This window comes from Caballeronia sp. LjRoot29 (assembly GCF_964252755.1).
GTDB lineage: Bacteria > Pseudomonadota > Gammaproteobacteria > Burkholderiales > Burkholderiaceae > Caballeronia.
Genome location: NZ_CAXUPU020000001.1, coordinates 380,820 through 405,682 on the forward strand (window position 1 = coordinate 380,820; position 24,863 = coordinate 405,682).

23 protein-coding genes, 1 tRNA gene and 1 pseudogene are annotated in these 24,863 nt (G+C 59.8%); 10 read left to right on the forward strand and 15 right to left on the reverse strand.

Going from position 1 to position 24,863, the window contains the following annotated elements; genetic code table 11:
• Nucleotides 1–87: 87 nt before the first annotated feature.
• The 3 genes from ACSQ83_RS01655 to ACSQ83_RS01665 form a co-directional block, all read right to left on the reverse strand.
• Nucleotides 88–498 carry a DUF2486 family protein gene (locus ACSQ83_RS01655; RefSeq protein WP_414967202.1) on the reverse strand — a complete coding sequence of 137 codons (411 nt, stop codon included), beginning with the start codon at nt 496–498 and terminating at the stop codon, nt 88–90.
• 167 nt (nt 499–665) lie between these two features.
• A complete protein-coding gene (locus ACSQ83_RS01660; protein WP_436227026.1) occupies nt 666–1,091 on the reverse strand; it encodes a DNA polymerase III subunit chi in 426 nt (141 codons plus the stop codon).
• Between the two features lie 37 nt (nt 1,092–1,128).
• Nucleotides 1,129–2,640, reverse strand: a complete 1,512-nt coding sequence (locus ACSQ83_RS01665; RefSeq protein ID WP_436227027.1) for a leucyl aminopeptidase — start codon at nt 2,638–2,640, stop codon at nt 1,129–1,131.
• A 255-nt stretch (nt 2,641–2,895) separates the two neighbouring features.
• On the opposite strand from ACSQ83_RS01665, the gene lptF reads away from it, so the two are divergent.
• The 5 genes from lptF (at nt 2,896) to ACSQ83_RS01690 (ending at nt 7,514) form a co-directional block, all read left to right on the forward strand.
• The gene (lptF, locus tag ACSQ83_RS01670; RefSeq protein WP_414951026.1) at nt 2,896–3,993 is read left to right on the forward strand and encodes an LPS export ABC transporter permease LptF; all 1,098 of its coding nucleotides are present in this window, start codon (nt 2,896–2,898) and stop codon (nt 3,991–3,993) included.
• 4 nt (nt 3,994–3,997) lie between these two features.
• A complete protein-coding gene (gene lptG / locus ACSQ83_RS01675) occupies nt 3,998–5,146 on the forward strand; it encodes an LPS export ABC transporter permease LptG (protein ID WP_414951025.1) in 1,149 nt (382 codons plus the stop codon).
• A 42-nt stretch (nt 5,147–5,188) separates the two neighbouring features.
• Nucleotides 5,189–5,557 (forward strand): sirohydrochlorin chelatase, encoded by a 369-nt coding sequence (locus ACSQ83_RS01680; protein WP_436227028.1) that lies wholly within the window; start codon nt 5,189–5,191, stop codon nt 5,555–5,557.
• A gap of 321 nt (nt 5,558–5,878) precedes the next feature.
• On the forward strand, nt 5,879–6,220 hold the full coding sequence (locus ACSQ83_RS01685) for a helix-turn-helix domain-containing protein (RefSeq protein ID WP_414951023.1): 342 nt from the start codon (nt 5,879–5,881) through the stop codon (nt 6,218–6,220).
• Nucleotides 6,210–7,514, forward strand: a complete 1,305-nt coding sequence (locus tag ACSQ83_RS01690; RefSeq protein ID WP_436227029.1) for a type II toxin-antitoxin system HipA family toxin — start codon at nt 6,210–6,212, stop codon at nt 7,512–7,514. Before ACSQ83_RS01685 ends, ACSQ83_RS01690 begins: the two co-directional genes overlap by 11 nt.
• A gap of 161 nt (nt 7,515–7,675) precedes the next feature.
• Here ACSQ83_RS01690 and cobA read toward each other — a convergent pair whose 3' ends face one another.
• From cobA to ACSQ83_RS01720, 6 genes are all read right to left on the reverse strand, one after another.
• Nucleotides 7,676–8,434, reverse strand: a complete 759-nt coding sequence (gene cobA / locus ACSQ83_RS01695; protein WP_436227030.1) for a uroporphyrinogen-III C-methyltransferase — start codon at nt 8,432–8,434, stop codon at nt 7,676–7,678.
• Between the two features lie 9 nt (nt 8,435–8,443).
• Nucleotides 8,444–9,769 carry a sulfate adenylyltransferase subunit 1 gene (locus tag ACSQ83_RS01700; protein WP_436227086.1) on the reverse strand — a complete coding sequence of 442 codons (1,326 nt, stop codon included), beginning with the start codon at nt 9,767–9,769 and terminating at the stop codon, nt 8,444–8,446.
• A gap of 31 nt (nt 9,770–9,800) precedes the next feature.
• The gene (gene cysD, locus ACSQ83_RS01705; protein WP_414951019.1) at nt 9,801–10,763 is read right to left on the reverse strand and encodes a sulfate adenylyltransferase subunit CysD; all 963 of its coding nucleotides are present in this window, start codon (nt 10,761–10,763) and stop codon (nt 9,801–9,803) included.
• A 67-nt stretch (nt 10,764–10,830) separates the two neighbouring features.
• Nucleotides 10,831–11,562, reverse strand: coding sequence for a phosphoadenylyl-sulfate reductase (locus ACSQ83_RS01710; protein ID WP_414951018.1), 732 nt, complete (start codon nt 11,560–11,562; stop codon nt 10,831–10,833).
• A complete protein-coding gene (locus ACSQ83_RS01715; protein WP_436227031.1) occupies nt 11,559–12,101 on the reverse strand; it encodes a DUF934 domain-containing protein in 543 nt (180 codons plus the stop codon). Before ACSQ83_RS01715 ends, ACSQ83_RS01710 begins: the two co-directional genes overlap by 4 nt.
• A 33-nt stretch (nt 12,102–12,134) precedes the next feature.
• Nucleotides 12,135–13,814, reverse strand: coding sequence for a nitrite/sulfite reductase (locus ACSQ83_RS01720; protein ID WP_414951015.1), 1,680 nt, complete (start codon nt 13,812–13,814; stop codon nt 12,135–12,137).
• A 220-nt stretch (nt 13,815–14,034) separates the two neighbouring features.
• Between ACSQ83_RS01720 and ACSQ83_RS01725 the strand changes: the two genes are divergently transcribed.
• The 4 genes from ACSQ83_RS01725 to ACSQ83_RS01740 all read left to right on the forward strand — a co-directional run bounded on the left by ACSQ83_RS01725 (nt 14,035) and on the right by ACSQ83_RS01740 (nt 18,303).
• Nucleotides 14,035–14,976: a CysB family HTH-type transcriptional regulator gene (locus tag ACSQ83_RS01725; RefSeq protein WP_414951014.1), complete on the forward strand. Its 942-nt coding sequence runs from the start codon at nt 14,035–14,037 to the stop codon at nt 14,974–14,976.
• 122 nt (nt 14,977–15,098) lie between these two features.
• The gene (locus ACSQ83_RS01730; protein ID WP_436227032.1) at nt 15,099–16,259 is read left to right on the forward strand and encodes an ABC transporter substrate-binding protein; all 1,161 of its coding nucleotides are present in this window, start codon (nt 15,099–15,101) and stop codon (nt 16,257–16,259) included.
• Between the two features lie 122 nt (nt 16,260–16,381).
• Nucleotides 16,382–16,466 (forward strand) — tRNA-Leu (locus tag ACSQ83_RS01735).
• 217 nt (nt 16,467–16,683) lie between these two features.
• Nucleotides 16,684–18,303, forward strand: a complete 1,620-nt coding sequence (locus tag ACSQ83_RS01740; protein WP_436227033.1) for an NYN domain-containing protein — start codon at nt 16,684–16,686, stop codon at nt 18,301–18,303.
• 120 nt (nt 18,304–18,423) lie between these two features.
• Here the strand turns inward: ACSQ83_RS01740 and ACSQ83_RS01745 are convergent, their stop codons facing one another.
• From ACSQ83_RS01745 to ACSQ83_RS01755, 3 genes are read right to left on the reverse strand one after another with little or no spacing between them, the layout of a single operon-like run.
• Nucleotides 18,424–18,732 (reverse strand): AtuA-related protein, encoded by a 309-nt coding sequence (locus ACSQ83_RS01745; protein ID WP_414951011.1) that lies wholly within the window; start codon nt 18,730–18,732, stop codon nt 18,424–18,426.
• 1 nt (nt 18,733) lies between these two features.
• Nucleotides 18,734–20,104, reverse strand: a complete 1,371-nt coding sequence (locus tag ACSQ83_RS01750; protein WP_436227034.1) for an acyclic terpene utilization AtuA family protein — start codon at nt 20,102–20,104, stop codon at nt 18,734–18,736.
• A 26-nt stretch (nt 20,105–20,130) separates the two neighbouring features.
• Nucleotides 20,131–21,435 (reverse strand): CitMHS family transporter, encoded by a 1,305-nt coding sequence (locus tag ACSQ83_RS01755; RefSeq protein WP_436227035.1) that lies wholly within the window; start codon nt 21,433–21,435, stop codon nt 20,131–20,133.
• Between the two features lie 121 nt (nt 21,436–21,556).
• On the opposite strand from ACSQ83_RS01755, the gene ACSQ83_RS01760 reads away from it, so the two are divergent.
• The gene (locus ACSQ83_RS01760) at nt 21,557–22,462 is read left to right on the forward strand and encodes a LysR family transcriptional regulator (RefSeq protein WP_414951008.1); all 906 of its coding nucleotides are present in this window, start codon (nt 21,557–21,559) and stop codon (nt 22,460–22,462) included.
• Here ACSQ83_RS01760 and ACSQ83_RS01765 read toward each other — a convergent pair.
• The 3 genes and pseudogenes from ACSQ83_RS01765 to poxB all read right to left on the reverse strand — a co-directional run.
• Nucleotides 22,459–22,572, reverse strand: a pseudogene (locus tag ACSQ83_RS01765) (2-hydroxycarboxylate transporter family protein); the annotation flags it as partial. The gene ACSQ83_RS01760 and the pseudogene ACSQ83_RS01765 sit on opposite strands and share 4 nt — an antisense overlap.
• 84 nt (nt 22,573–22,656) lie before the next feature.
• Complete coding sequence (locus tag ACSQ83_RS01770) at nt 22,657–22,950, reverse strand: hypothetical protein (RefSeq protein ID WP_414951007.1); 294 nt, start codon at nt 22,948–22,950, stop codon at nt 22,657–22,659.
• A gap of 85 nt (nt 22,951–23,035) precedes the next feature.
• Nucleotides 23,036–24,757, reverse strand: a complete 1,722-nt coding sequence (gene poxB / locus ACSQ83_RS01775; protein WP_436227036.1) for a ubiquinone-dependent pyruvate dehydrogenase — start codon at nt 24,755–24,757, stop codon at nt 23,036–23,038.
• Nucleotides 24,758–24,863 lie beyond the last annotated feature (106 nt).

Below are 24,863 nucleotides of genomic sequence, written 5' to 3' on the forward strand. Positions count from 1 at the left end.
TTCAGCACCTGCCGGCACTCAACGGCGATTGATGTTGCCTTGGGGTTTGGGGTTTAAGTTCCGGCCGCATCCCAAAACCCCTTCTTACTAGCGCCCCCGCCGCTCCAGTTCATCCGCCACCGCCTCGCGCACCCATTGCGTCAGCTCGGTTTCCAGCGCCAACGCAACCTCCCGCGTAATCTGGCTGACCAGCCAGTTGGAATGCTCCTGCAACGACTCCCTGCAACGTTCTTCGATCAACGCCCGGCCATCGCCTGTCAAAAAGTGCGTGAAACGCCCTCGCAGCCTGTCTGCGATTACATCGGCGTCGCGATCCGCGCCGTGCGCGAGCTCATCCTGCGATGGCACAGCAGCCGGTGACAACACGGGTTCCGGCGCACGCGGTGCCACGCGGGCGCGGTCCGGCCGCCCCGGTGCGATGACATCGGTCAGCACGGGAATGGAAGAATCGAAATTTTCGGGTGTTTCAGCCGTATCGGGCGCGATGGTGATGGGCACGAGTGGACTCCGTCTCTTGATGGCAGGCTGTTGGCAACCCAATGGCAACCGATGGCAACCGATGGCAACCTGAAGGCAGGCCGGCTGCGGGCTAACGGCGGGCGTTTTTGGGATTCTACCGCGTGGCCGTCTTGCATCGCGACTGAGGCAGCGACTGAGCGATATGCTCAGCCGCCTTGCTTGTAGTTGTTGAGCACGTAGCCCCGATCGCGGTAGAACCTGTACCGGTCGCGCCCGGCCACGAGTTCGTGCTCCTCGTTGCCGACCACTTCCAGCAGGCGTTCAAACCGCGCGAACTGCGGCGGTACCGTTGCGCCGAGGTTCAGCAGGATCTGCTGCTGCAGATCCTGCCCCAGCGCCTCCAGGGATTCCGTCAGCAACACGGGCGTTTCAGACGCCAGCGCGCTGTCCGCCATGCAATGCGGCACGAACTCAAGCGGCTTGAACGTCCACAATTGCTCGTCGAACCGTTTTAACCGCTCGGGTTCGGCCAGCACGATCAACGGCTGGCCGCTCATATAAGCCTTGCGCACGAGGCGGCAGGCATACGCGATCGAATCCCCCACATTCGAATGGAAATCGATACGCGTCATGCCTGCGCCTCCCCGCTCATGCTTCGTTCAACCACGCTCATTGGCCCGCGCGATCGACCAGGAACTGCGTGAGCAAGGGTACCGGACGACCGGTTGCACCCTTTGCCGCGCCGCTTTTCCACGCCGTGCCCGCGATGTCGAGGTGAGCCCACGGATAGTTCTGCGCGAATCGCGACAGGAAACACGCCGCGGTAATCGCGCCGCCCGGCCGTCCGCCAATGTTCGCGACATCGGCGAAATTCGACTTCAGCAGGTCTTGGTACTCGTCGTCGAGCGGCATGCGCCAGGTCGGATCGACAGCTTCCTTCGATGCGTCCAGCAACTCGCCCGCCAGCGCGTCGTCCTTCGAGAACAAGGCTGTGTTGTGATGGCCAAGGGCCACCACGCACGCGCCCGTGAGCGTGGCGATATCGATGACTGCCGCGGGTTTGAAGCGTTCCACGTAGGTCAGCGCGTCGCACAGAATCAGGCGGCCTTCCGCGTCCGTATTCAGCACTTCGATCGTCGTGCCCGACATGGACGTGACAATGTCGCCCGGCTTCACTGCATTGCCGGCCGGCATGTTCTCGCAGGTCGGCACCACGCCGATCACATTGAGCTTCAGCCCCATTTCCGCGATTGCGCGCACGGTGCCGAACACAGAGCCGGCGCCGAGCATGTCGTACTTCATCTCGTCCATGCCTTCGCCCGGCTTGATGGAGATGCCACCGGTGTCGAACGTGATGCCCTTGCCGACCAGCACGACGGGAGCTGCCTTCGCGCCCGCGCCCTGGTGATGCATCACGATGAACGCAGGCGGTTCGATCGAGCCTTTCGCGACCGACAGGAACGAACCCATGCCGAGCGCTTCGATCTGCTTCTGGCCAAGCACTTCGACCTTCAGCTTGAATTCCTTGCCCAGCTTTTTCGCGGCATGGCCGAGATACGTGGGCGTGCAGACGTTCGGCGGCAGGTTGCCGAGATCGCGCGTCAGGTCCATGCCGTTGGCAAGCGCCGTGGCGTGTTTCACCGCAAGCTTCGCGGCTTTTTCGTCGGCGGCGTCAATGCTGAACACCACTTTCTTCAGCGCGCGATCGCCGTTTTCCGGCTTGCTTTTCATCTGCGTAAACTTGTACGTCAGCTCGCGCAGGGCGAGGATGGCGCAGCGCACACCCCAGTCGCTGGTGCGCTCCGGCACCGGCAGTTGGGCGAGCGTGAAGGCCACGTTCGCGATCTTCGTGGCAAGCAGCGCCCGCCATGCGGCACGCGCGGCTTCCGCGTAAGCCTTTTGATTGAAACCGTCTTGCTTGCCGAGTCCCACCAGCAAAATCCGCGACGCGCCGATGCCCGTCACTTCGGTCAACATCAGCGTGGAACCGGCCTTGCCGCTCATGTCGCCGGCCTTCACCGTGCGTGTAAGCAGCCCCTTGGTCACCAAATCCATCTCACGGGCGGCACCCGTCAACGTCTGCGCTTCGAACACTCCGAGCACCACTACATCGGCCTTCCCGTTAAGGAAACCATTTGCCGAGCCTTTGCTCCAATCACAGGCTTTTATGCTAAAGTCCATCGCGCTTATCCTCGGATAAAATCTGGGCTGAAGGATGAAAGCCGCAATTATCCGCTATTTTTTCCGAGGCGGTCGCGAGCAGCAATACCCGGATTGAATGTCCCGCTCATGACTCGTTCGACACGTTCGCTCGAAACGCTCGCTCGACACGTTAATTCGGCACGTTTGTCATGGCGTGTGGTCCAGACGCGGATCCAAACGCGGACCGCACATAATCCAACCGCCTCGTCGTCGCCGGTTTCCACCTGACAATCAATGATCTTCGAACGCTCCCTTCAGCGTGAACTCGCGTATACGGCTGGCGCCGTATTCATGGTGCTGCTCACGATCATGCTGACCACGATGATGATCCGCATCGTCGGCTTTGCTGCATCGGGCCAGGTCGATCCACGCGACGTCGTCGTCCTGATCGGTCTTACCGTCATCGGCTATCTTGCCGTGATCATGATCGTGACCCTGTTCGTGTCCATCCTCTTCGTGCTGACGCGCTGGTATCGCGACTCGGAGATGGTCGTGTGGCTCGCGTCGGGCGTCAGTCAAACAGCGCTGATCAAACCGGTCGCGATCTTCTCTACGCCTATCATCATCGCCATTGTATTTTTCGCGTTCGTCGTGTGGCCGTGGTCCAATTTGCAAAGCAAGCTGATCAAGGCGCGGTTCCAGCAGCGCGACGAAGTGTCGTTGCTCGCACCCGGCCAGTTCCGCGAATCGCAGACCAGCCACCGCGTGTTTTTTATCGAGAAGATGTCACCGGATCAGGGGCACGTGCAGAACGTGTTCGTGACGAGCACGGAAGGCGGCAAGGTCAACGTGGTGGTATCGAAAAATGGTCATACTGAAACGCACGCGAACGGCGATCGTTTCGTGGTGCTGGAAAACGGCCGCCGTTACGATGGCGTTCCGGGGCAGCCCAATTTCCGGATCATGGAGTTCGAGCGCTACGGCGTGAAAATCCAGAGCCAGCAATTCGTGAATACGCCCACCACGACCGGTATGTACACGGATGAATTGCTGGCTAATCCTACTCGCGACAACCTTGCCGAAATTGCGTGGCGCGCGGGTCTGCCGCTGATCGCTATCAACTTGATGCTGCTTGCCATTCCGCTGTCCTATCAGAATCCGCGACGCAGTCGCACAATCAATCTTGTGATGGCAGTGCTCATCTATCTGACCTATTCCAACCTGCTGAACGTGGTGCAGTCGTGGATCGAGCAAGGCCGGGTGTCGTTCGTTGTCGGGCTCGTAGGACTGCACATACTTGTCTCGATCATGGTCGGGTTCATCTTCTGGCTGCGCATACGCAACCGCCCGCTGTTCAAACTGTCGGCGTTCACCCGCTCGAAAGGGGCCTGACGCAATGCGCATTTACGAACGGTATTTCGCGCGTCAGATCTATCTCGCGTTCATCTTCATCCTGTTTGCGTTCTCCGGCCTGTTCTTCTTCTTTGACCTGATCAACGAACTGAACACGGTTGGCCACGGCAACTACAAGTTCGGGCTCGCCGTGCTGCGCGTGGCCTTGCAGACGCCCTCTCGCTTCTACGAAATCATCCCGGTTGCTGCGTTGATCGCGGCCATCTACGTGTTCGCGCAAATGGCCGCCGCGTCCGAGTTCACCATTTTCCGCGTGTCCGGATTGTCTACGGGCAAGGCGCTGCGCTCGCTGCTCAAGATCGGCATACCCATGGTGTTTCTCACCTATGTGATCGGCGAAGTGGTCGGCCCCTACTCCGACCAGCTCTCCGAGAAAGTGCGGCTAGAGGCGCTGGGGTCATCGGTGTCGATGAACTTCGAATCGGGCGTCTGGGTGAAAGACACGCTGACCGCGCGCGCGGACGGCGAACAGGTCACGCGCTTCGTGAACGTCGGCACGCTGAATCCGGATACGACCATTGCGAACGTGCGCATCTACGAATTCGATTCGCTGTTCCGCCTGACCAATGTGCGGATTGCGAAGAGCGGTGTATTCCAGCCGCCGGGCCACTGGAAGCTCACCGATGTGACGGATACCGAACTGGTCGACGCGCCGCCGCAAGCCGTGAATCCCGGCGACGCGCTCAATCCCGTGTATCGCGCGAAACAGATTACGCTGCCCGAGTATTCGCTGCGCTCCGAATTGACGCCGCAGATTTTGTCGGTGCTGCTGGTGTCGCCGGACCGGATGTCGATGTTCAACCTGTTCCACTACATCCAGCATTTGACGGAGAATCATCAGGACACCCAGCGTTATCAGATCGCGTTCTGGCGCAAGATCTTGTATCCGCTCGCGGTGCTGGTGATGCTGATCCTGTCGCTGCCGTTCGCGTACCTGCATACGCGTGCTGGCGTAGTGGGTGTGAAGGTGTTCGGCGGCATCATGATCGGCATGAGCTTCCAGTTGATCAACACGCTGTTCTCGCACATAGGTACGCTGAATACATGGCCTGCGCCATTAACGGCCGCCGCGCCGGCGCTGGCGTATCTGGTCGTCGGCTTGATCGGGTTGCGGTGGGTGGACCGGCATTAGGACTTTGGGGCTTTTTCGGCTTTGGAAACAGCGGAGAACGCGATGAGCAAGCACGCTTTGATCTTGTTCGGCCACGGCGCCCGCGATCCACGCTGGGCAGCGCCTTTCGAACGGCTCGCCACGAAGCTTCGGGCGCGGCGCAGCGAACCGGTGTCGCTGGCGTTTCTTGAACTGATGCCACCTGATTTACCCACGGCGATTGAACATATGGCGGCCGATGGCTGTAATGCGGTTACCGTTGTGCCTGTGTTCTTCGGTCAGGGCGGCCATATACGGCGCGACCTGCCTGAACTGCTCGATCGATGCCGGGCGATGTTTCCATCGATAACCATTCGCTGTGCAACGGCAGTCGGCGAAGACGATTCAGTGCTCGACGCGGTCGCGGCGTATTGCGTTCGGCAGATCGAGTAAGTCGACTACCCCTCCCACCAAGATCCTGACGAATTTCTCGATGCCCCGCGAGTCACAGACTTCCGGGGCATTGTCTTGTTCCGGAAATTTCGACCCGCGCCGCGGAACCTGCTGTCCCCGACAACCCGGCAAGTTTCCCCGCTAATTGCTGAACATTTCATTAGTTCAATATCCATCGACGGGCGAAAAATAGTCATATCTGACCAATTAACCCGCTTAATTGGTCAGATATGACTAATACTGCTATATGGCTTTATTGACGAATTGCGTTTTTTGTCTATACTGACCAATTAAGCAGGTTTATATGTCAGATACGACAAAATGAAGCGCAATAATCGAGAATTTTCCTCCCCGGAACTCAGCCAACAGGCTGCGGGACTGGGACACGCGGTTGCAGCCGCCCGGATCGCACGCAATATGACCCGGAAGGACTTTTCCGAACGAGCCAACATTAGCCCAAGCACGCTGGTACGCATTGAAAACGGCGATGTCTCGGTCAGTTTCTCGTCGTGGCTGCACGCGTTCGAACGGGCCGGACTGCTCGGATTACTCCAGCCGCTCACGAATCCGCAGAACGATGTAATCGGTGAAGCGCGACGTAAAACGGAATCCCGTGTACGTCCCCGCAAGCCCGCTTCGAAGACAGGCGAGTATGATTTTTAATACAACCACATGGAGCAAATACGTCTTCATCGCCCTGGAAGGCGCGGCCGAGGCGGTTCCTGCCGGTAAGCTCGAAATACTCGAGGACGGCATCAGGCCGGTCGGGTCTTCCTTCGTCTACGGCAACAAGTATTTGCAACGCGCCAACGCCGTTGCCGTGGACCCGGTCAGCATGACTTTGGACGAAGCGAAGAACTCCAAGGAATCCGAATTCCAGCCCCCTGCAGGACTGGCGCTGTTTGGCGCCATTCGTGACGCTGCCCCAGACTCCTGGGGACGGCGCGTCATTGAGAATATGTTGAGGGCTGCACCCGACGGTTTGCCTGAAACCGAGTACCTCGCTCACGCCGGCCCGCATCGGACCGGCGCGCTGGATTTCAGGGATTCCCCCACGGCCCCGGCGGAACCCGGCAAGCTGCCGGATGCAAAAGAGCTGTCTTATCTGCTCGACGCCGCAGCCATGATCCAGGACGGCAAGCCGGTTCCGAAGAAGCTGCAGTTGCTCTTCAGTGTCGGCGCAACTTTCGGCGGCGCAAGACCCAAAGCCGTGCTGCTGGACGATGGACGGCAATGGGTCGCCAAATTCCCTGTCGCCCGAGACGGGTTCAATGTGCCTCTAGTCGAGCGCGCGACGCTTGAACTCGCCCGCAAGTGCGGTATGCGCGTTCCCGCGACCAAGCCCGTTCACTTGCCCGATGGCCGTGATGTCATGCTGATCGAACGCTTTGACCGCGTGCCACTGGCCGCGGGCGGGTTTGGCAAACGGCATGTCGTAAGCGCGCTGACCATGCTCCGGATGCATGAGAGCGACACCGCATCGGCCAACTACGCCGATCTGGCCGACCTGCTCGGTGAACGCGGTGCGACCGGTTTCGTGGCGGCTGACAAGGTCGAATTGTTCAAGCGGATGGTATTCAACATCCTCGTGACGAATGACGATGACCATCTGCGAAATCATGCGTTTGTGTGGGACGGAGCGAACAAGGGCTGGCGCCTGAGTGACCTTTACGACGTTGTGCCGAAGCCGCAGGTCGGCTCCGATCGATTCCTCGTACTAGGCGTAGGCCCGGCAATGGGCCGGCTGGCGACGCTCGATAACGCGCTCTCGGCGGCGGGCCGATTCGGGCTGCTCAAGCACGCGGGCGTCGAAATCATCCAGCAGCTATCGGCGGTTGTGAGGGAATGGCGGACTTACTTCGAGGAATTTGGCGTTCCCAAGCGCGAGTGCGACAAGATCGCTTCGGCGTTTCGGAAACCGCAGACCATTGGTCTGCGCGAAGTAGAGAAGACATAATTCTTTAAACGCTGCTGAACAAGACGTTCGTTACAAGCGCAATTTTCTCAAGGATCGGACGACCTCGAACGAATTTGAAAAAGCCCTCGTAGGTCAGTAACCGACGAGGGCTTTTAGATGCGATGAGAGGCGACCTCTCTGAACTTCCCTTTCGGCTTGAATCAAGCGGCGGCCTGCAACGCCCCTTCCGCGCTTTGGACCGGCTCCAATGCCGACCGATCCGCAAATGCCTCGCCAATCATCAGCAAACTCGGCTGGGATGCATCGAGCCAATCCTGCGCCTGACCAATCGCCATGTCGCCCAGCGTCAGCGTCAGCGAACGCTCGCGCGGTGTGCTGCAAGCCTCGACGATAGCAACCGGCGTCGACGCTGCCTTTCCTGCATCGATCAGTTGCTGCGCGATCTCCGGTGCGCTGTCGCGGCCCATGTAGAACACAAGCGAATCCGCGCTTGCCTGCTCGCGGATTTCGTCACTGTCGGGCGCACGGCTATAGGTCGCCAACGCAACGCTGCGCGCTACCCCGCGCAAGGTCAGCGAGCGCTTCAACGTTGCGGCGCTCGCCAGCGCGGCCGTAATTCCCGGCACCACTTCGTACTCAATACCCGCTGCTTCGAGCGCGCGCATTTCTTCGTCGGCGCGGCCGAACAACATGGGGTCTCCGCCCTTCAAACGCACGACAATGTCGTGTTCGAGCGCGGCATCGACGATCTGCTTGTTGATGAAATGCTGCGCCGTCGACCGCTGTCCGCAACGTTTCCCGACCGCGATCTTGCGTGCTTCCGGCGCGTAGTCGAGCATGGCCGGCTCGATCAACGCATCGTGCAGGACGACCTGCGCCTGGCTCAACAACTTCGCGCCACGAACCGTAATCAAGTCCGCAGCACCCGGTCCCGCACCGATCAGATACACCTTACCCATAATCAATACTCAGGCTGAATAAGAGCGAATCATTCCGGCCGCAACCGTGTGATGCGTCGCTTCATCGATAAGAACAAACGCACCCGTGCCCTGATGCGTGTCGTAGGCATCGCAGACGATCGGCTTTTGCAGCGTCAGCGCCACGCGGCCGATGTCGTTCATCGTCAGATCATGGCGGTCCACCGCGTGCAGCAGCGTATGCACGTCGAGCACTTCCTTGATCGCGCCAATCCGCGCGAACACCGTGTTCGTGGTCTGCTTCAGCAAGTATTTGCGCTGCGGCGAGAGCGGCTCTTCATCGAACCAGCACAGGTCCGCATCCAGCCTCTTCGCCGGCTCGATCTTCGCGCCAGTCGTGTTGCGCGGCACGAATGTATCGCCGCGCGAGACATCGATATCTTCGGCCAGGCGAATGGTCACCGTCTGGCCCGCGAACGCACGATTCACTTGCGCCACGCCGCCCGGAACCGGCGCGATGATCTCGGCGACGGTTGCGTCGCGATTAGCCGGTAGCACCGTGATGGTATCGCCCAGCTTCACTTCGCCTGATTCCACCCGGCCCATGTAGCCGCGAAAATCATCGGCCTGACTGCCGTCCTGACGCGCGACCCATTGCACCGGGAAACGCAGCGCCTGATCGACAGGCTGCGACACCGGCAGCGCTTCAAGCAGATCGAGCAGCGGCTCGCCCGCGTACCAGGGCATGCGCTCGCTCGCGGTCACGATGTTGTCGCCCTTCAACGCTGACACCGGCACGAAGCGCACATCGGCAATTCCAAGCCGGCGCGCGAGTTCAACGTACGCGTCGCGGATCTCGTTGAAGCGCGACTCGCTGAAGTCGATCAGGTCCATCTTGTTGATCGCGACGATCACATGCTGCAGCCCAAGCAACTTGACGATCGCGCTATGGCGCACCGTCTGCGGCAACAACTGCGCGACGCCATCCTTCAATGTCACGCGCGTAGCGTCGACAAGAATAATCGCAGCGTGCGCAGTCGATGCGCCCGTGACCATGTTGCGCGTGTACTGCTCGTGGCCGGGGGTATCGGCGATGATGAACTTGCGCTTCGCCGTTGCGAAATAGCGATATGCAACGTCGATCGTAATGCCCTGCTCGCGCTCGGCTTCAAGACCATCGGTCAGCAGTGACAAATCGATTTCATCGCCAACGGTGCGCTTATTCTTCGCGCGCGACAACGCGGACAACTGATCCGACAACACCGCCTTGCTATCGAACAAGAGGCGTCCGATCAGCGTGCTCTTGCCGTCGTCAACGCTCCCTGCCGTGATGAAACGCAATACGCCGAGGTCTTCGGGTTGATGAATGCTCATGATGTTTCCCTGTTCCTTGTTTGCGGCGTGATGCTTAGAAATAACCTTGTTTCTTGCGGGTTTCCATCGCAGCTTCGGACGCTTGATCGTCCATGCGCGTGGCGCCGCGTTCCGTGATTTCCGTCACGGCCGTTTCCGCGATGATCTTCTCGACATCGTCGGCATCGCTGGCAACGGGGCAGGTGCAACTGATGTCGCCAACGGTCCGGAAACGCACTTGTGCGACTTCCGATACTTCGCCTTCCAGCAGCGGCGTGATCGGCGTCAGCGGCACGAGCAAGCCATTGCGACGAATAATTTCGCGATCGTGCGCGTAGTAAATAGACGGTAATTCAAGCTTCTCGCGGCCGATGTATTGCCAGATATCCAGTTCGGTCCAATTCGAAATGGGGAACACGCGCAAGTGCTCGCCGTTATGCAGGCGCGCGTTATAGATGCTCCACAATTCCGGGCGTTGCGCTTTGGGATCCCACTGGCCGAATTCATCGCGGAAAGAGAAGATGCGCTCTTTAGCGCGGGCCTTTTCTTCATCGCGACGCGCGCCGCCGATCAGCGCCGTATAACCATATTCTTCGATGGTTTCAAGCAGCGTAACCGCTTGCGCGGCGTTACGCGAATCCGTTTCGCGACGCAGGCGCACGGTGCCTTTCTTGATCGAATCTTCGACATGACCGACCACGAGCTCAGCGCCAATTTCAGCAGCACGACGATCGCGGAAGTCGATGACTTCGCTGAAGTTATGACCGGTATCGATATGAACCAGCGGGAACGGCAGCACGGTCTTGCGACCCGAGCCAATGCCAAATGCCTTCAACGCAAGATGCAGCACGACGACCGAATCCTTGCCGCCCGAGAACAGCAACGCAGGCTTGCTGCATTCGGCCACGAGTTCGCGCAGGATATGAATGGACTCGGCTTCGAGCCAGTCGAGGTGGTCCATGCGGTCGCCGCGATTGGCGACGGGGGCGTTGACTGTTGAATCGAGCGTGCTGCTCATATGCGTCGTTCCTTGGTTGCTTTGCATGACACCCAGCTTGTGGCGTCGTGCGTCAATATCAATGCGTTCAGAGCGCCGAACTTGGCGCTGCGCTGCGATCTTCCACGATCTTGATGTTCGTCACGTGCAAGCCGCATTCCTTCGTGTCCCGCGATTCCCACCACCAGCGCCCTGCCCGGCTGTCTTCGCCCGGACGGATAGCGCGCGTGCACGGCTCACAGCCAATGCTCGGATAACCACGCGCGTGCAGCGGGTTGACGGGGACATCGAAGGCTTTCAGATAGGCCCAGACATCGGCTTCGGTCCAGTCCGCGAGCGGATTGAACTTGGCGATTCCGCGTGGCGCGTCGTGCTCTTCTTCGTGCAACTCTACGCGCGTGACGGATTGCTCGCGCCGCTGTCCCGTGACCCACGCGCTCACGTCCTTCAGCGCGCGATTCAACGGTTCGACCTTACGAATGCCGCAACAGCTTTTACGCAGATCGACACTCTCATAGAACGCGTTCAGACCGTGATCGCGGACATATTCTTCAACCGCTTGCGGCTGCGGATGAAACTGTTCGATGTCGAAGCCATACCGCTCTTTCACGCGATCGATCATGCCCAGCGTTTCAGCATGCAGACGGCCCGTGTTCAGCGAGAAAATGCCGATCTTCACACCGCGCGAAAGAATCGCGTGCGTGAGCAACATATCTTCGGCGGCGAGACTGCTGGCTAGCTTGACGTTCGCATGACGTTGCGCGATGGAATCGAGCAATGCATCCAGGCGTTCGACTTTGGCTTGCAGTTCGGCATTCATGCAGACGCTCCGGCGGCGGCCGCTTTTTCACGACGACGGAACAACGGGTTCGGATCGTCTACCGCGCCTTGATACGGAATGCTCAGTTCACCGAACGCATTCAGCGCGTCGTGAATGTCTTTGTCGGCGCGGACGGCGAACGCATCGAAACCGCAACGCGCGTGAAAACGCAGTTGGTCGCGCAAGACATCGCCGATAGCCCGCAACTCACCCTTCCACTGATAACGTTCGCGCAGCAAACGGCCGATGCTGAAACCACGGCCATCGCTGAACTTGGGGAAATCGACGGCGATCAGCGCGATCCTGTCGAAATCTTCGACCAGTTCGGCGGGTTCATCGTCGGGGGCAAGCCACACGCCTATCGGTTCTTTTTTGTGCGCCGCGGTCAACGCGCTCTTGTGCTCTTTCCACCACGCGAACGGCACGATCACCTTGCCGGGCAACAATGCATCGACTGCGGGCAGCGTGCCGTCTTCAGCAGCACGCACCAAGGTCCAGTCGTCTTCCACCACTTCGCGATTCTTGATAATCAAAGCCATGTGCTTTATTCCTTAGCGACTCAACGTAGCAAATCAGGCATGCGCCGGCTGGCGCGACGCGTACACGCGTTCCTTGAACGGTGCGATGCCGATACGGCCATACGTCTCGATGAAACGCTCGCCTTCGATGCGGTTCTCGACGAACGTATCGATCACCTGCGACACCACGTCGGGCATCTCTTCCGCCGAGAACGACGGGCCGATCACGCGGCCAAGATGCGCGCCCGTTGCACCCGAGCTTTGCTCTCCGCCGAGCGTGACCTGATACCACTCCGAGCCGTCTTTATCGACACCCAACACACCGATGTTGCCAATGTGATGATGACCGCACGCATTGATACAACCCGAGATGTTGAGCGTCAGGTCGCCAAGGTCGTAGACGTAGTCGAGATCGCTGAAACGCTCTTGAATCGCTTGCGCAATCGGGATCGACTTCGCATTCGCGAGCGAGCAGAAATCGCCGCCCGGGCACGCAATGATGTCGGTGAGCAAACCAATATTCGATGTCGCGAATCCCAGCGCCTTCGCGCGTTCCCACACCGTATGCAAATCGCGCTTTTTCACGTTCGCGAGGATCAGGTTCTGCTCGTGCGAGACGCGGATTTCACCGAACGAGAATTCATCGGCGAGATCGGCGACGGCTTCCATCTGTACGTCCGTTGCATCGCCCGGCGCAATGCCCGTCGGCTTCAGCGACAACGTCACCGACGCATAACCCGGCACCTTGTGCGGACGCACGTTGCGTTCGATCCAGCGCGCGAACGGCTTGCTATCGATGAGATGCTTTTCATACGATGCATCCGTGTCCGGCAGCTTTTCATACGCGGGCGGTGCAAAAAACTGCGACACGCGGTCGAGTTCTTCTTGTGTGAGCGTGGAAGGACCATCCTTCAAATGCGCCCACTCTTCTTCCACTTGCTGCGCGAATTTCGCGGGGCTCAGCGCTTTCACGAGAATCTTGATCCGCGCCTTATACATATTGTCGCGACGGCCGTAGCGGTTATAGACACGCAACACGGCTTCGCAATACGTCAGCAGATGCTGCCAGGGCAGATCTTCCTTGATGACCGCGCCGACGATCGGCGTACGACCCAGACCACCGCCCGCGAGAATGCTCGCGACCACTTCGCCGTCAGCGTTCTTCTTCAGATAGACGCCCAGATCGTGCACTTGCACGGCTGCGCGATCTTCCACCGAGCCGTTCACCGCGATCTTGAACTTGCGCGGCAACCACGCGAACTCAGGGTGAAAAGTCGACCATTGACGCAGGATTTCGGCCCACGGACGCGGATCGACGATTTCATCGGGCGCAACGCCAGCGAACTGATCTGCGGTGATATTGCGGATGCAATTGCCCGACGTTTGAATGCCGTGCATTTGCACCGATGCCAGCTTGCGCAGGATTTCCGGCGTCTCTTCGAGCTGAATCCAGTTGAACTGGATGTTGGTCCGCGTCGAGAAGTGGCCGTAGCCGCGGTCATGTTCCCGCGCGATGGTGCCAAGCATGCGCATCTGGTCGCTGCGCAAGTTACCGTACGGAATCGCGATGCGGTGCATGTACGCGTGCCGCTGCATATAGAGACCGTTTTGCAGGCGCAGCGGCCGGAATTCTTCTTCGCTCAACTCGCCGGACAAACGGCGGCGTACTTGGTCGCTGTATTGAGCGACGCGTTCGTCGACGATTTTCTGGTCGATCTGATCGTATTGATACATTCGGGGGCCCCAGTTTTTAGTAGTTCCATCAGTACGGCGTCCTAGCCACGCCGCACATCGCTATTAGTAGAGTCATTGCCTGGAACGCCGTTCGGACGGTGTGTTCATTTGCTTATGACAAATACAGATATCGATATTGGAAAAATTGGCTCGATGGTAATAAACTTCCTATATATTGCAAACGACTGATAAATTACTTTGATATGCGGATGGGTTATATATGAATCTGCACCAGTTCCGCTTCGTGCGCGAAGCCGTCCGGCAGAACTACAACCTCACCGAAGCCGCTAAAGCGTTGTTTACGTCGCAGCCGGGGGTATCGAAGGCGATCATCGAGCTGGAGGATGAGCTCGGGGTCGAGATCTTCACACGTCATGGCAAACGGGTTCGTTCGCTGACGGAGCCGGGACGGATTATCCTGGCATCGGTGGAAAAAATCTTGCAGGAAGTTGAAAGCCTGAAACGCGTCGGTAAAGATTACGCCGCGCAAGATCAGGGCAATCTCGTGATTGCCGCCACGCATACGCAGGCGCGGTATTCGTTGCCGAATGCCATCGCGGAATTCAAGAAGCGCTTTCCAAAAGTGCACCTTTCAATTCTGCAAGGCAGTCCGACGCAGGTCGCGGAAATGGTCATACATGACCAAGCGGATATTGCGATCGCCACGGAAGCCATCGCCAACTATAAAGAACTGGTTTCGTTGCCGTGTTTCCAGTGGCATCACGTGGCCGTGGTGCAGCCGGACCATCCGCTGCTCGAGCGCAAGCTGCTGACGCTCGACGACCTCGCGCAATACCCGATTATCACCTACGACAACGCGTTCGCCGGCCGCACGAAAATCAACCAGGCGTTCGCGCTGCGTCACCTGACGCCGGACATTGTGCTGGAAGCCATTGATGCCGACGTGATCAAGACTTACGTCGAGCTGGGCCTGGGCGTGGGCATTCTCGCGGATATCGCGTTTAATCCGGAACGCGATAAACACCTTCGCGCGATGCCCGTCGGTCATCTTTTCGGCACGAATGTCACGCGGCTCGCTTTGAAACAAGGCGCGTATCTGCGCAGTTATGTGTACACGCTGGTCGAACTGCTCTCGCCTTCGATGAATCGCAAGCTGATCGAGCAGGCGCTGTCGGGTGAGCACGAAACTTACGAGCTTTGATTGAGCGGATTGGCGTACGACGTGAGACAAGAGCCACGCTCACGTCTTAAGTCGTGCCGCGCGATTTTTGTCATCCCACACTTCAGCATTTTTAAACCACACCTCTTCGCGGAGACCATCCAATGAAGTTGTCGAAGTTCATGCGCCCGGCGCTGATGTTCAGCGCGCTCGCGTTCTTTAGCGCAGCGGCCAGCGCGCAACTGAAAGTCGGTATCGATTTGTCGAGTACGGGTCCGGCGGCCGCTATCGGCATCACGAGCAAGAACGCCATGCTGATGTGGCCGAAGACGATTGCGGGTCAGCAAGCGGAATACATCATTCTCGACGATGGCTCCGATCCGGGCGCGGCCGTGCGCAATATCCGCAAGCTGATTACAGAAGACAAGGTCGATGTGATCGTCGGACCGAACATCACGCCGGCAGCCATGGCGGCGCTTGATCCCGTGGCCGAATACCAGACGCCGATGATTACGCTGATCGGCTCGGCGTCGGTTGTCGAGCCGCAGGAAGGCAAGAAGGTGTGGGCGTTCAAGATGGCCCAGACCGACCGCGCGATGGCCGACGTCATGACCCGCACGATGGTCAGCCGGAACGTGAAGACGGTTGGTTTTATCGGTTTCGCCGATAGTTACGGCGATAGCTGGTTCAACGAGTTTTCGAAGTTCGCCGAGCTGCGGCATATCAAGGTGGTCGCGAGCGAGCGCTTTAATCGTACCGACGCGAGCGTGACCGGGCAGATTCTCAAGCTGATGGCCGCGAAGCCGGATGCGGTGCTGATTGCCGGCGCGGGTACGCCGACGGTGTTGCCGGAACGCACGTTGATCGAGCGTGGTTATAAAGGCGCGATTTATCAGACGCACGGCATTGCGACGCCGGAGTTCATCAAGCTCGGCGGCAAGGACGTGGAAGGAACGCTGTTCCCGACGCAACCGGTCGTGGTCGCGCGGACGTTGCCGGCTGATCATCCGTCGAAGAAAGCGGCGCTGGCTTTTGTCGATGCTTACGAGGCGAAGTACGGCAAGGGCACGGTCACGCAATTTGCCGGCGATGCGGCCGGGGTTTATCCGCGGCTGCAGGATGCGGTCGGACGCGCGCTGAAGGCCGGGCAGCCGGGGACGGTGGCATTTCGCGTGGCGCTGCGCTCGGAGCTGGAACACGCGCATGAACTGGTCGTGCCGAACGGCGTGGTCAACACCAGCGCCACCGATCACGTCGGCTTGGATCAGCGGGCCAGCGTGATGGGCATCATCAAGAACGGCCAGTTCACGTATTTGAGCCAGTGAGTGCAGCGGTCTGCCACGTGTCTCCAAGGGCTTGCCCGCGGAAACGATTTTCGGCATAATCGCTGACTTGCCGGTTGGCGTCGGATTTTTCCGCCTCCAGTCGGCTGATTCAAATGCTGTTTGCCCGGGTGGTGAAATTGGTAGACGCAGGGGACTCAAAATCCCCCGCCGCAAGGCGTGCCGGTTCGATTCCGGCCCCGGGCACCATTTCCGAAAAGCCGTTTCTGCGTATGCAGAGACGGCTTTTTCGCATTTGGGCGCTGGTTGGAGTCTGCTGGGCAGCTGCGGCTGACGACCGAAAGCCACCGACCGCCCTTCCCCGCCACGATTGTTTCTCTCCTTTAAAAGCCGGGCCGCACAAACAGATATCATGTGCGCTCATTAATACCTGCCGTGCTTACCCGGCATTCCTGCTGGAGTTTCTATGGCCTCATCCCCTGATAGCGTCAGCATGGCGTTGTTTTGCGACTTCGAAAACGTCGCCCTCGGCGTGCGCGACGCGAAATACGACAAGTTCGACATCATGCCGGTGCTCGAACGGCTGCTGCTCAAAGGCAGCATCGTGGTGAAAAAGGCTTATTGCGACTGGGATCGCTACAAAGGTTTCAAAGCTGCCATGCACGAAGCGAGTTTCGAGCTGATCGAAATCCCGCACGTGCGCCAGTCAGGCAAGAACTCAGCGGACATCCGGCTCGTCGTCGATGCGCTCGATCTCTGCTACACCAAATCTCACGTCGATACATTCGTCATCATCAGCGGTGATTCGGACTTCTCGCCGCTCGTCTCGAAGCTGCGCGAGAACGCAAAGAAGGTGATTGGCGTCGGTGTAAAAAACTCGACCTCCGACCTGCTCGTCGCGAACTGCGATGAATTTATTTTCTACGATGACCTCGTGCGCGAGCAGCAACGCTCGATCGCCAAACGTGAAGCGCGCGAGGCGCGTGAAGCACGCGACGCACGGGATGCGAACGCAGCGGCATCATCGTCGGCGAAGCGCTCACCCGAGGAAGGCCAGCCCAAGCAGGAACTCGAAGCCCGCAAGGCCAAGGCCATCGCGATTGCGGTGGAAACGTTCGATGACCTCGCCTCCGAGCGCGGCGAAAGCGGGAAGATCTGGGCGTCGGTGCTCAAGAGCGCAATCAAGCGGCGCAAGCCCGATTTCAACGAGTCGTACTACGGGTTTCGCGCATTTGGCAATCTGCTGGAAGAAGCGCAAGTGCGTGGTCTGCTCGAAGTGGGCCGGGACGAGAAATCGGGTTCGTTCGTGTTTCGCACGCAATCGGTGGCGGTCACTGAATCCGTGAGGGATATCGAGGCGCCCATCGCGCAGAAGGAAAATCGGCAGGCGGGTAACTCAGGCAACTCAGGCAACGACCGGAATCGGAGGAAAGGCCGCAACCCGCGTCAGCAAGTTTCCGAACCCCTCTTCGATGAACCGCGCGATGCTCAAGCCGTAACGCCTTCCGAAGCGCGTGACGAACACGATCGCGGGGACGAACCGAACCAACGATCGCAAGTCGGGGAACCGCTTGTCGACGCACCGCAAACCGCGCAACAACCTGAGGCGCAGCCGGAAGCGCGACCCAGGCAGGGGCGTGACCGGAATCGTCGGAACAATCGGAACCCTAGGCCGCAGGTTCACGAACCGCTGTTCGATGTAGCACAGGAACTGCCACCCGAAACTCACGTGGAAACTCGCGCGGAAGCCGTCGGCGAGCGACCATTCTTCACGCTGCCGGTGAAGGCTAAGGATGAATTCGTGTTCGTGGAGCGCACGGAAGAAACGCCTGCGCATCCCATCGAAGTCAGTGAAACGCCGTCACCCAAAACTGGCGCGGCGCGGCGTGGACGTCAAGCAGCGGCGAAAAAAGTCGTGGCAAAAACTCAGCCGGAAGCGCCGGTTGAGAGTGTCGCCGCGGCCGAAAGTGTCGCCAACACGGACAAGCCCGCCGCAAAGAAAACGGCAACGAAAAGGGCACCGCGTAAAACGGCCCCGGCCAGCCGGCGTCCGCGAAAGACGGCGGCCGCAACTAGCGAAGAGTGAACGGTTGAGGACGCGTCATCGCCATGACTTGGTTGTCATGGCGATGACGGTCTGGGTGGCTGAACGTCCGGCTGCCTATGCCGCAGCGCTCAACGCAACATCGCATCACCTCACATCACGTCAAGGCTCCGGGATCTCGAGATCCATCAGCGCCGAGCTTAGCGATTTCCCGTGCGCATCCAAAGCGAGCGATCGCGTCACGCCCCCACCCAGCGCGCGCCCGAGCACGAAATTCATCGCCGCTATTCCCGGCAATTCGAAGCGCGTCACATCACCCTTCACCACATCGCTGAGATGCGCTTTTACGCGCTCCGGCGTGATATGCGCGAGCAGATGATCGTAGTGCCGCGCGTCGTAACAGATCACCGATACATTCAGCGTATTGCCCTTATCGCCGGTTCGGGAATGAGCAAGTTGGCGTAGTTTCATCTCAAGCCTCCACCATTTCAAACGATGGCCGTACAAGTTCGCGCGGCAACAACACCGACTGCACCGCTATCACTTCGCGCGTTGTCTTTGTCACCCCGCCGCCGCCAGCCGGACCATTGGTATAAAGCGTCTCGACTTCATTGCCGATACGAACCGCTTCATCCATCGAATCCGTTCGACCGGCCACGCGCAAACGAACCTCATACGGCTCCGCGTTACGCTCTCCCAGCGTCGCGCCATGCAATGAATCGATACCGATCAAATCGAAGCGCAGTTCGCTGGTCACGACGCCCGTTATCTCCAACCGTTCACGCACAATCTCGAGCGCCAGTTTCGCGCGCGCGACCGCGCCCGGACCGCCATACGAAATCTGCCCCTCGCCGATAAACCCATCCACGTAAGCCACGGTCACCTTCAATGTTTCCGTGCGCGATGTCCCGCGTCCACCGCTCACCCGCACGCGATCCGGCGCCTGTTCCACCACGCAAACCTGCGTGAAGTCGGCGACTACATCTGGCTGCAGATATCGGCGGGGATTGTGGATTTCGTACAGCAGCTGCTCCTTGCATGTGGCCTCCGTTACTCGACCGCCGGCGTGCGCGACCTTCGTGATCGTGACGTTTCCATCGGCGTCGACCTCGCCTATCGGAAAGCCGAGGCGCGCGAGCATCGGAACATCCTTGAAACCAGGATCAGCAAAATAACCGCCCGTAATCTGTCCCGCGCATTCGAGCAGATGCCCCACCACGGTTGCCTGACCGAGCGTGTTCCAATCGTTCATCGGCCAGCCGAATGCGTGGATCAGCGGCGCCGTGAACAACGACGGATCGGCCGCGCGGCCGGTGAGCACGATATCGGCGCCGGCCTTTAACGCATCGACAATCGGCTCCGCGCCCAAATACGCATTCGCCGAAACAAGCCGGCTGTCGTAGGTGGCAACGCTGTCGCCCGACTCTTCGAACACATACGCCCCTTGCCTCACTACATCGAGTACATCGTCGCCGCTCACGGCCGCGATTTTCAAACCGCTCAACCCCAGCTCATGCGCAATCGATGCCGTCTTGCGTGCCGCCGCCAGCGGATTCGCCGCGCCCATGTTCGAGACAATCTTCACACCGTTACGCGCGGCGGCCGGCAATACCGCGCGCATCCTGGCTTCGAGCAACGGGTCGTAACCCAGCTCCGGATCTCTCCGACGCACTTGTTGCGCCAGTGCAATGGTTCGTTCTGCCAAGCACTCGAACACGAGATAGTCGAGCGCCCCGTGTTCGACCAGTTCGACAGCGGGTTCGATGCGATCGCCCGAGTAACCCGCGCCCGCGCCGATCCGCACGCGGATAGCCCGGGTCGCAACGTTGAGTGCAGCAGTCATACCCATTCCTTGCGTTAAAAAACGCGTCAAAGAGGAAAGATGCCCAGCACGACGCACGCGATCGTCATCACGATCGATGCGCCGAACAGCAGCGGAAAAGTGAATTTCTGATGATCGGCGAGATCGATACCCGTCAGCCCGACGACGAGGAATGTCGCGGGAGTGAGCGGGCTGACCGGGAATCCCGTTGTCATCTGGCCGAGTAACGCTGCTTGTCCGACATGCACGGCCGGCACGCCAAGCTGCCCCGCTACTTCCGCGATGACCGGCAGCACGCCGAAGTAGAACGAGTCGGGGTCGAAGAGCATGCTAAGCGGCATCGACAGGAAGCCAAGTGCGACGGGAATGTGCGTGGCCATCGAAGGCGGCACAAAACCTACGGCGGCTTGCGCCATTGCCTTGAGCATGCCGCTGCCTTGCATGACACCCGTGAACACACCCGCTGCGAGCAGGATGCCGGCCATCATCAGCGCGGCGCGCGCGTGCGCATCAATGCGCTGGCGCTGCATATCCACGTTCGGATAGTTGACCAGTAACGCGACGCACAGCCCGACCATGAACATGATCGCCGGCGGAATCTTTTCGCCCATGACGACCATCGTGCCGAGCACTATCAGCGTCAGCACAATGTTGAACCAGAAATTTTTCGGACGACGCAGCGCCTTTTGTTCGTCGGTGAGTTCGCGTTTCGGCATGGGGATTGCGCCGTCAGCGCCGGTATATCCCAAGCGCTTCTCCTCGCGTCGGCCGAGCCGCCAGGCCACGCTGAACACAAACACGAGACCCACGATCTGCACCGGAATCAACGGATTGAATAACGCCGATATAGGCAGATGCAACGACGCCGACGCCCGGATCATCGGCCCGGTCCATGGCAGGAAATTGATCCCGGCTGCCATCGATGCCGCCGCAGCGAGCACGCGCCGATCCATCTTGAGACGATCGTAAAGCGGCAGCATCGCGGGGATGGTGACGAGAAAACACACCGCGCCCGAGCCGTCGAGGTGAATCAGCAGCGCGAGCAGCGTCGTGCCCATCACAATGCGCGTCGGCCGCGTGCCCACCGTGCGCAAGATGCGGTCGATGATCGGATCGAGCGTGCCGGCGTCGGTAATCGTGCCGAAGTACAAAATCGCGAAGACGAACATGCCGACCACAGGCGCGAGGCTCTTCAGCCCGTCGATGACAAACTTGCTGGTCTGCAAGCCGAAGCCGCCAATCAGCGATGCCGCTATCGGCACGATGATCAGCGCCACCAGCGGCGACATCCGTTTTGAAAGAATCGCCGCGAGCAGGACGACGATAGTGGCGAGGCCAAGTAGAGGCAGCAAGGTTTGTCTCCGATCTTTTAATCGATTGTTTTATGTGTCAACCAAGCGTAGTTTCGCAACGTCGATAAAACAATTGAAATGATTTGATGGCAGCAATCACGTTTCGTAATAGACCGAAAACATGGACCTGAATCTCCGCGATATCCGCGCGTTCATCGCCGTCGCGCAGGCGGGCAGTTTCACGCGCGCTGCCGTGCGGCTGCATTTATCGCAGCCCGCGTTGACGGTGCAGATACGGCGCCTCGAAGAGACGATTGGCGCGCGGCTGTTCGACCGCAATAGCCGCAGCGTTGCACTGACGCCGGTCGGTCGGGACCTGCTGCCGGTCCTGCAAAGGTCGCTCGGCGACATGGAGCAGGTTCTCCACGACGCCCGCGCGCTCAGCGACGGCTCCGCCGGCACGGTGAGGCTGGCGTGCCTGCCGTCGTTCGCCGCAAGCTTGCTGCCCGACCTGATCCAGGATTTCAGGCGCGAGTTGCCGCACGCGTCGTTTCAAATCCGCGATGTGGTCGCGAGCGTCGTCAATACGCTGGTACGGAACGAGGATGTAGACGTAGGACTGACCGGCGGCGATGTCACCGATCCCTCGCTGGAAGTTCTGTACGCGGGTGAGGACCGGCTGTGCGTCGTGTGCCCGGAGGGGCATCCGATGACATCGGGCAAGCGGATCGGCCTGGAGAAGATCGTCCGTTATCCGCTGGTATTGACGGCGGCGGGAACGAGCGTGCGAGCGGTGGTTGACGCCGCGTTCGAACTCGCGGGCTACGCGCCCGTACCGACCTGCGAGCCGACCTACATGATGACGGCGGTGGCCATGGTTCGTGCCGGGCTCGGTGTGACCATCCTGCCGCGTTCAGCGCGCGAGGTGCGCGCTGAACCGGCGCTGGTGGCTAGGGTTATCGATGAACCGAGTTTCGTGCGGCCCATCGCGCTCGTGAAAAAACGCGGGCGTACATTGCCGCCGGTGACAGAGGCGTTTGTAAGCTTGATCGTGAAAGGGCTCGGGGAGCGTGAAGAACATAACTAACGCACGTAAGCGAACACCGCCAGCGCCGCCATGACCGTGATCGCGCCGCCAATGCGCGTCGCGATCTGCGCGAACGGCATCAGCTCCATGCGATTGCCACCCCAAAAAACAATACGGCGGCAAGCTTGCGCGTGCCGCCGTATGGTGCGCTTGAAACATGCTGTCTCCAGGCGCCGACCTTGAGGCCTTGCCGCTTACTGCGGCTGGCCCTTGTCGTTGGTACCCATGGCCGAAGCGGCTGCAGCAGCCGATGCGCCCTTCGCGTGCGATGCCTTGTCTTGCTGATGCAACGTCGTACCGCCTGTGCCCGACGCAGCCTTCTTATGCTTGAAATGCGGCAGATGCGGTTTCGGTTCTTTCGGGCTGACAGGAGGCTTGCTTTCGTCCGTCTTCGGACCGCCGCCGCCACCAGCACCTTGAGCCATTGCCGCACCAGCGAACGCGAAAGCGAGCGCACCAACCATTGCAATTTGCGAGAACTTCTTCATTACCAATCTCCCTGGAGTTGTGAATCGATTGCAGCACCGCATTGTTGTTCGAAATGCATGGAATTTCAACGAATTCAGAATATTCCTAGCGAAAATTGGTCTTGGCGAGTTCCACGATTTCGTCGCCGCGACCGTTCAGGATCGCTCGCAACATGTAGAGGCTGAAGCCTTTTGCCTGCGCCAATTCCACTTTGGGCGGCATCGCGAGCTCGTGCTTTGACGTGACGACATCGACGAGCGCCGGCCCCGGATAAGCGAAAGCCTTCTGCAGAGCCTCTGCGATGTCTTCCGACTCCTCCACCCGGATGCTGAATATGCCCGCTCCCTGGGCAATGGCCGCGAAGTCGGTTTTGGCCAGATCGACGTTGGTATCGAGGTAACCGGCGGCCTTGAGCTCCATCGAAACGAAGCCGAGCAGACTGTTGTTATAAACCACCACTTTGATCGGCAGATCGAGTTGGCGGGCGCTGAGCAAGTCGCCGAGCAGCATCGACAAACCGCCGTCGCCCGAGAGCGAGACCACTTGCCGCCCCGGATTTGCGCCCTGTGCGCCGAGGGCCTGGGGCATCGCATTGGCCATGGAACCGTGGTTGAACGAGCCGTGAAGCTGGCGTTTGCCGTTCATCGTGAGATAACGCGCCGCCCAGACGGTCGGCGTGCCGACATCGGCGGTAAAAATGGCGTCTTCCGATGCGGCTTCGTTAATCAGTTTCGTCAGGTATTGCGGGTGAATCGGCTTGCCGGGGCCGGACGGCGTGGCGAGTTCATCGAGTCCCTTTCGCGCCTCTGCGTAGTGCTTGCGGGCGGTATCGATGAACTTGCGGTCGGTCTTGCGCGTGAGTTTCGGCAGTACGGCCGCGATCGTCTCCTTGACCGTGCCGACCAGTCCGAGCGCGAGTGGTGCACGCGCGCCGAGCTTCGAGCCGCGCCAGTCGACCTGGATGATCTTGGCGTCGGTGGGATAGAACGGCCGGTAGGGGAAATCGCAGCCGAGCAGCAGCAGCGTGTCGCACGACATCATCGCGTGGTAGCCGGAGCTGAAACCGATCAGCCCCGTCATGCCGACGTCATACGGGTTATCCCATTCGATGAACTGCTTGCCGCGCATCGCGTGGACGACCGGTGCGCCGAGCGCGTCCGCGAGTGCGACCACCTCGTCGTGCGCGCCCGCAGTGCCGCTGCCGCACATCAGCGTCACCGCGTCCGAACCGTTCAGCATGGCCGCGAGACGGTCTATATCGATGTCCGAGGGCAGGATGGTCGACGGCCCCGTGGCCGACCAAGCCGGCTTTTCCGCGGGCGCGTCGCTCAGTGCCACGTCGCCGGGCAACACGATCACGGCAACGCCGCGCTCTTCGATCGCCGTGCGCATCGCGCGGGCGAGCACGCGGGGGAATTGCGCGGCGCTCGCCACCAGTTCGACGTAGTGGCTGCATTCCTTGAACAGCGCGGTGGGGTGAGTTTCCTGGAAATAGCCCAGCCCGATTTCCGTCGATGGAATATGCGCGGCAATCGCCAGCACCGGCTGCTGGTTACGATGGCAGTCGTACAAGCCATTGATCAGGTGCAGGTTGCCCGGGCCGCAACTGCCGGCGCACACGGCAAGCTTGCCCGTCGATGCCGCGTCAGCGCCCGCTGCGAACGCCGCCACTTCCTCGTGGCGGGTGTGCATCCAGCGGATGGAGCCGGCCTGGTCGAGGCTATAAGCGAGCCCGTTCAGGCTGTCGCCCGTCACGCCCCAGATGCGCTCGACGCCCGCTGCCGCCAGCGTCCTGGCCAAAAATTCCGCAACCGTGTTTCTTGCCATGTCCTGCTCCTTGGATGGATAAGCGAATCGGAGTGGTCGATCGGAGGCCGGGTCGTCAGCATCCTTTCGTCATACACGTGCAAAAACAGATCAAAACAGGTGCAAA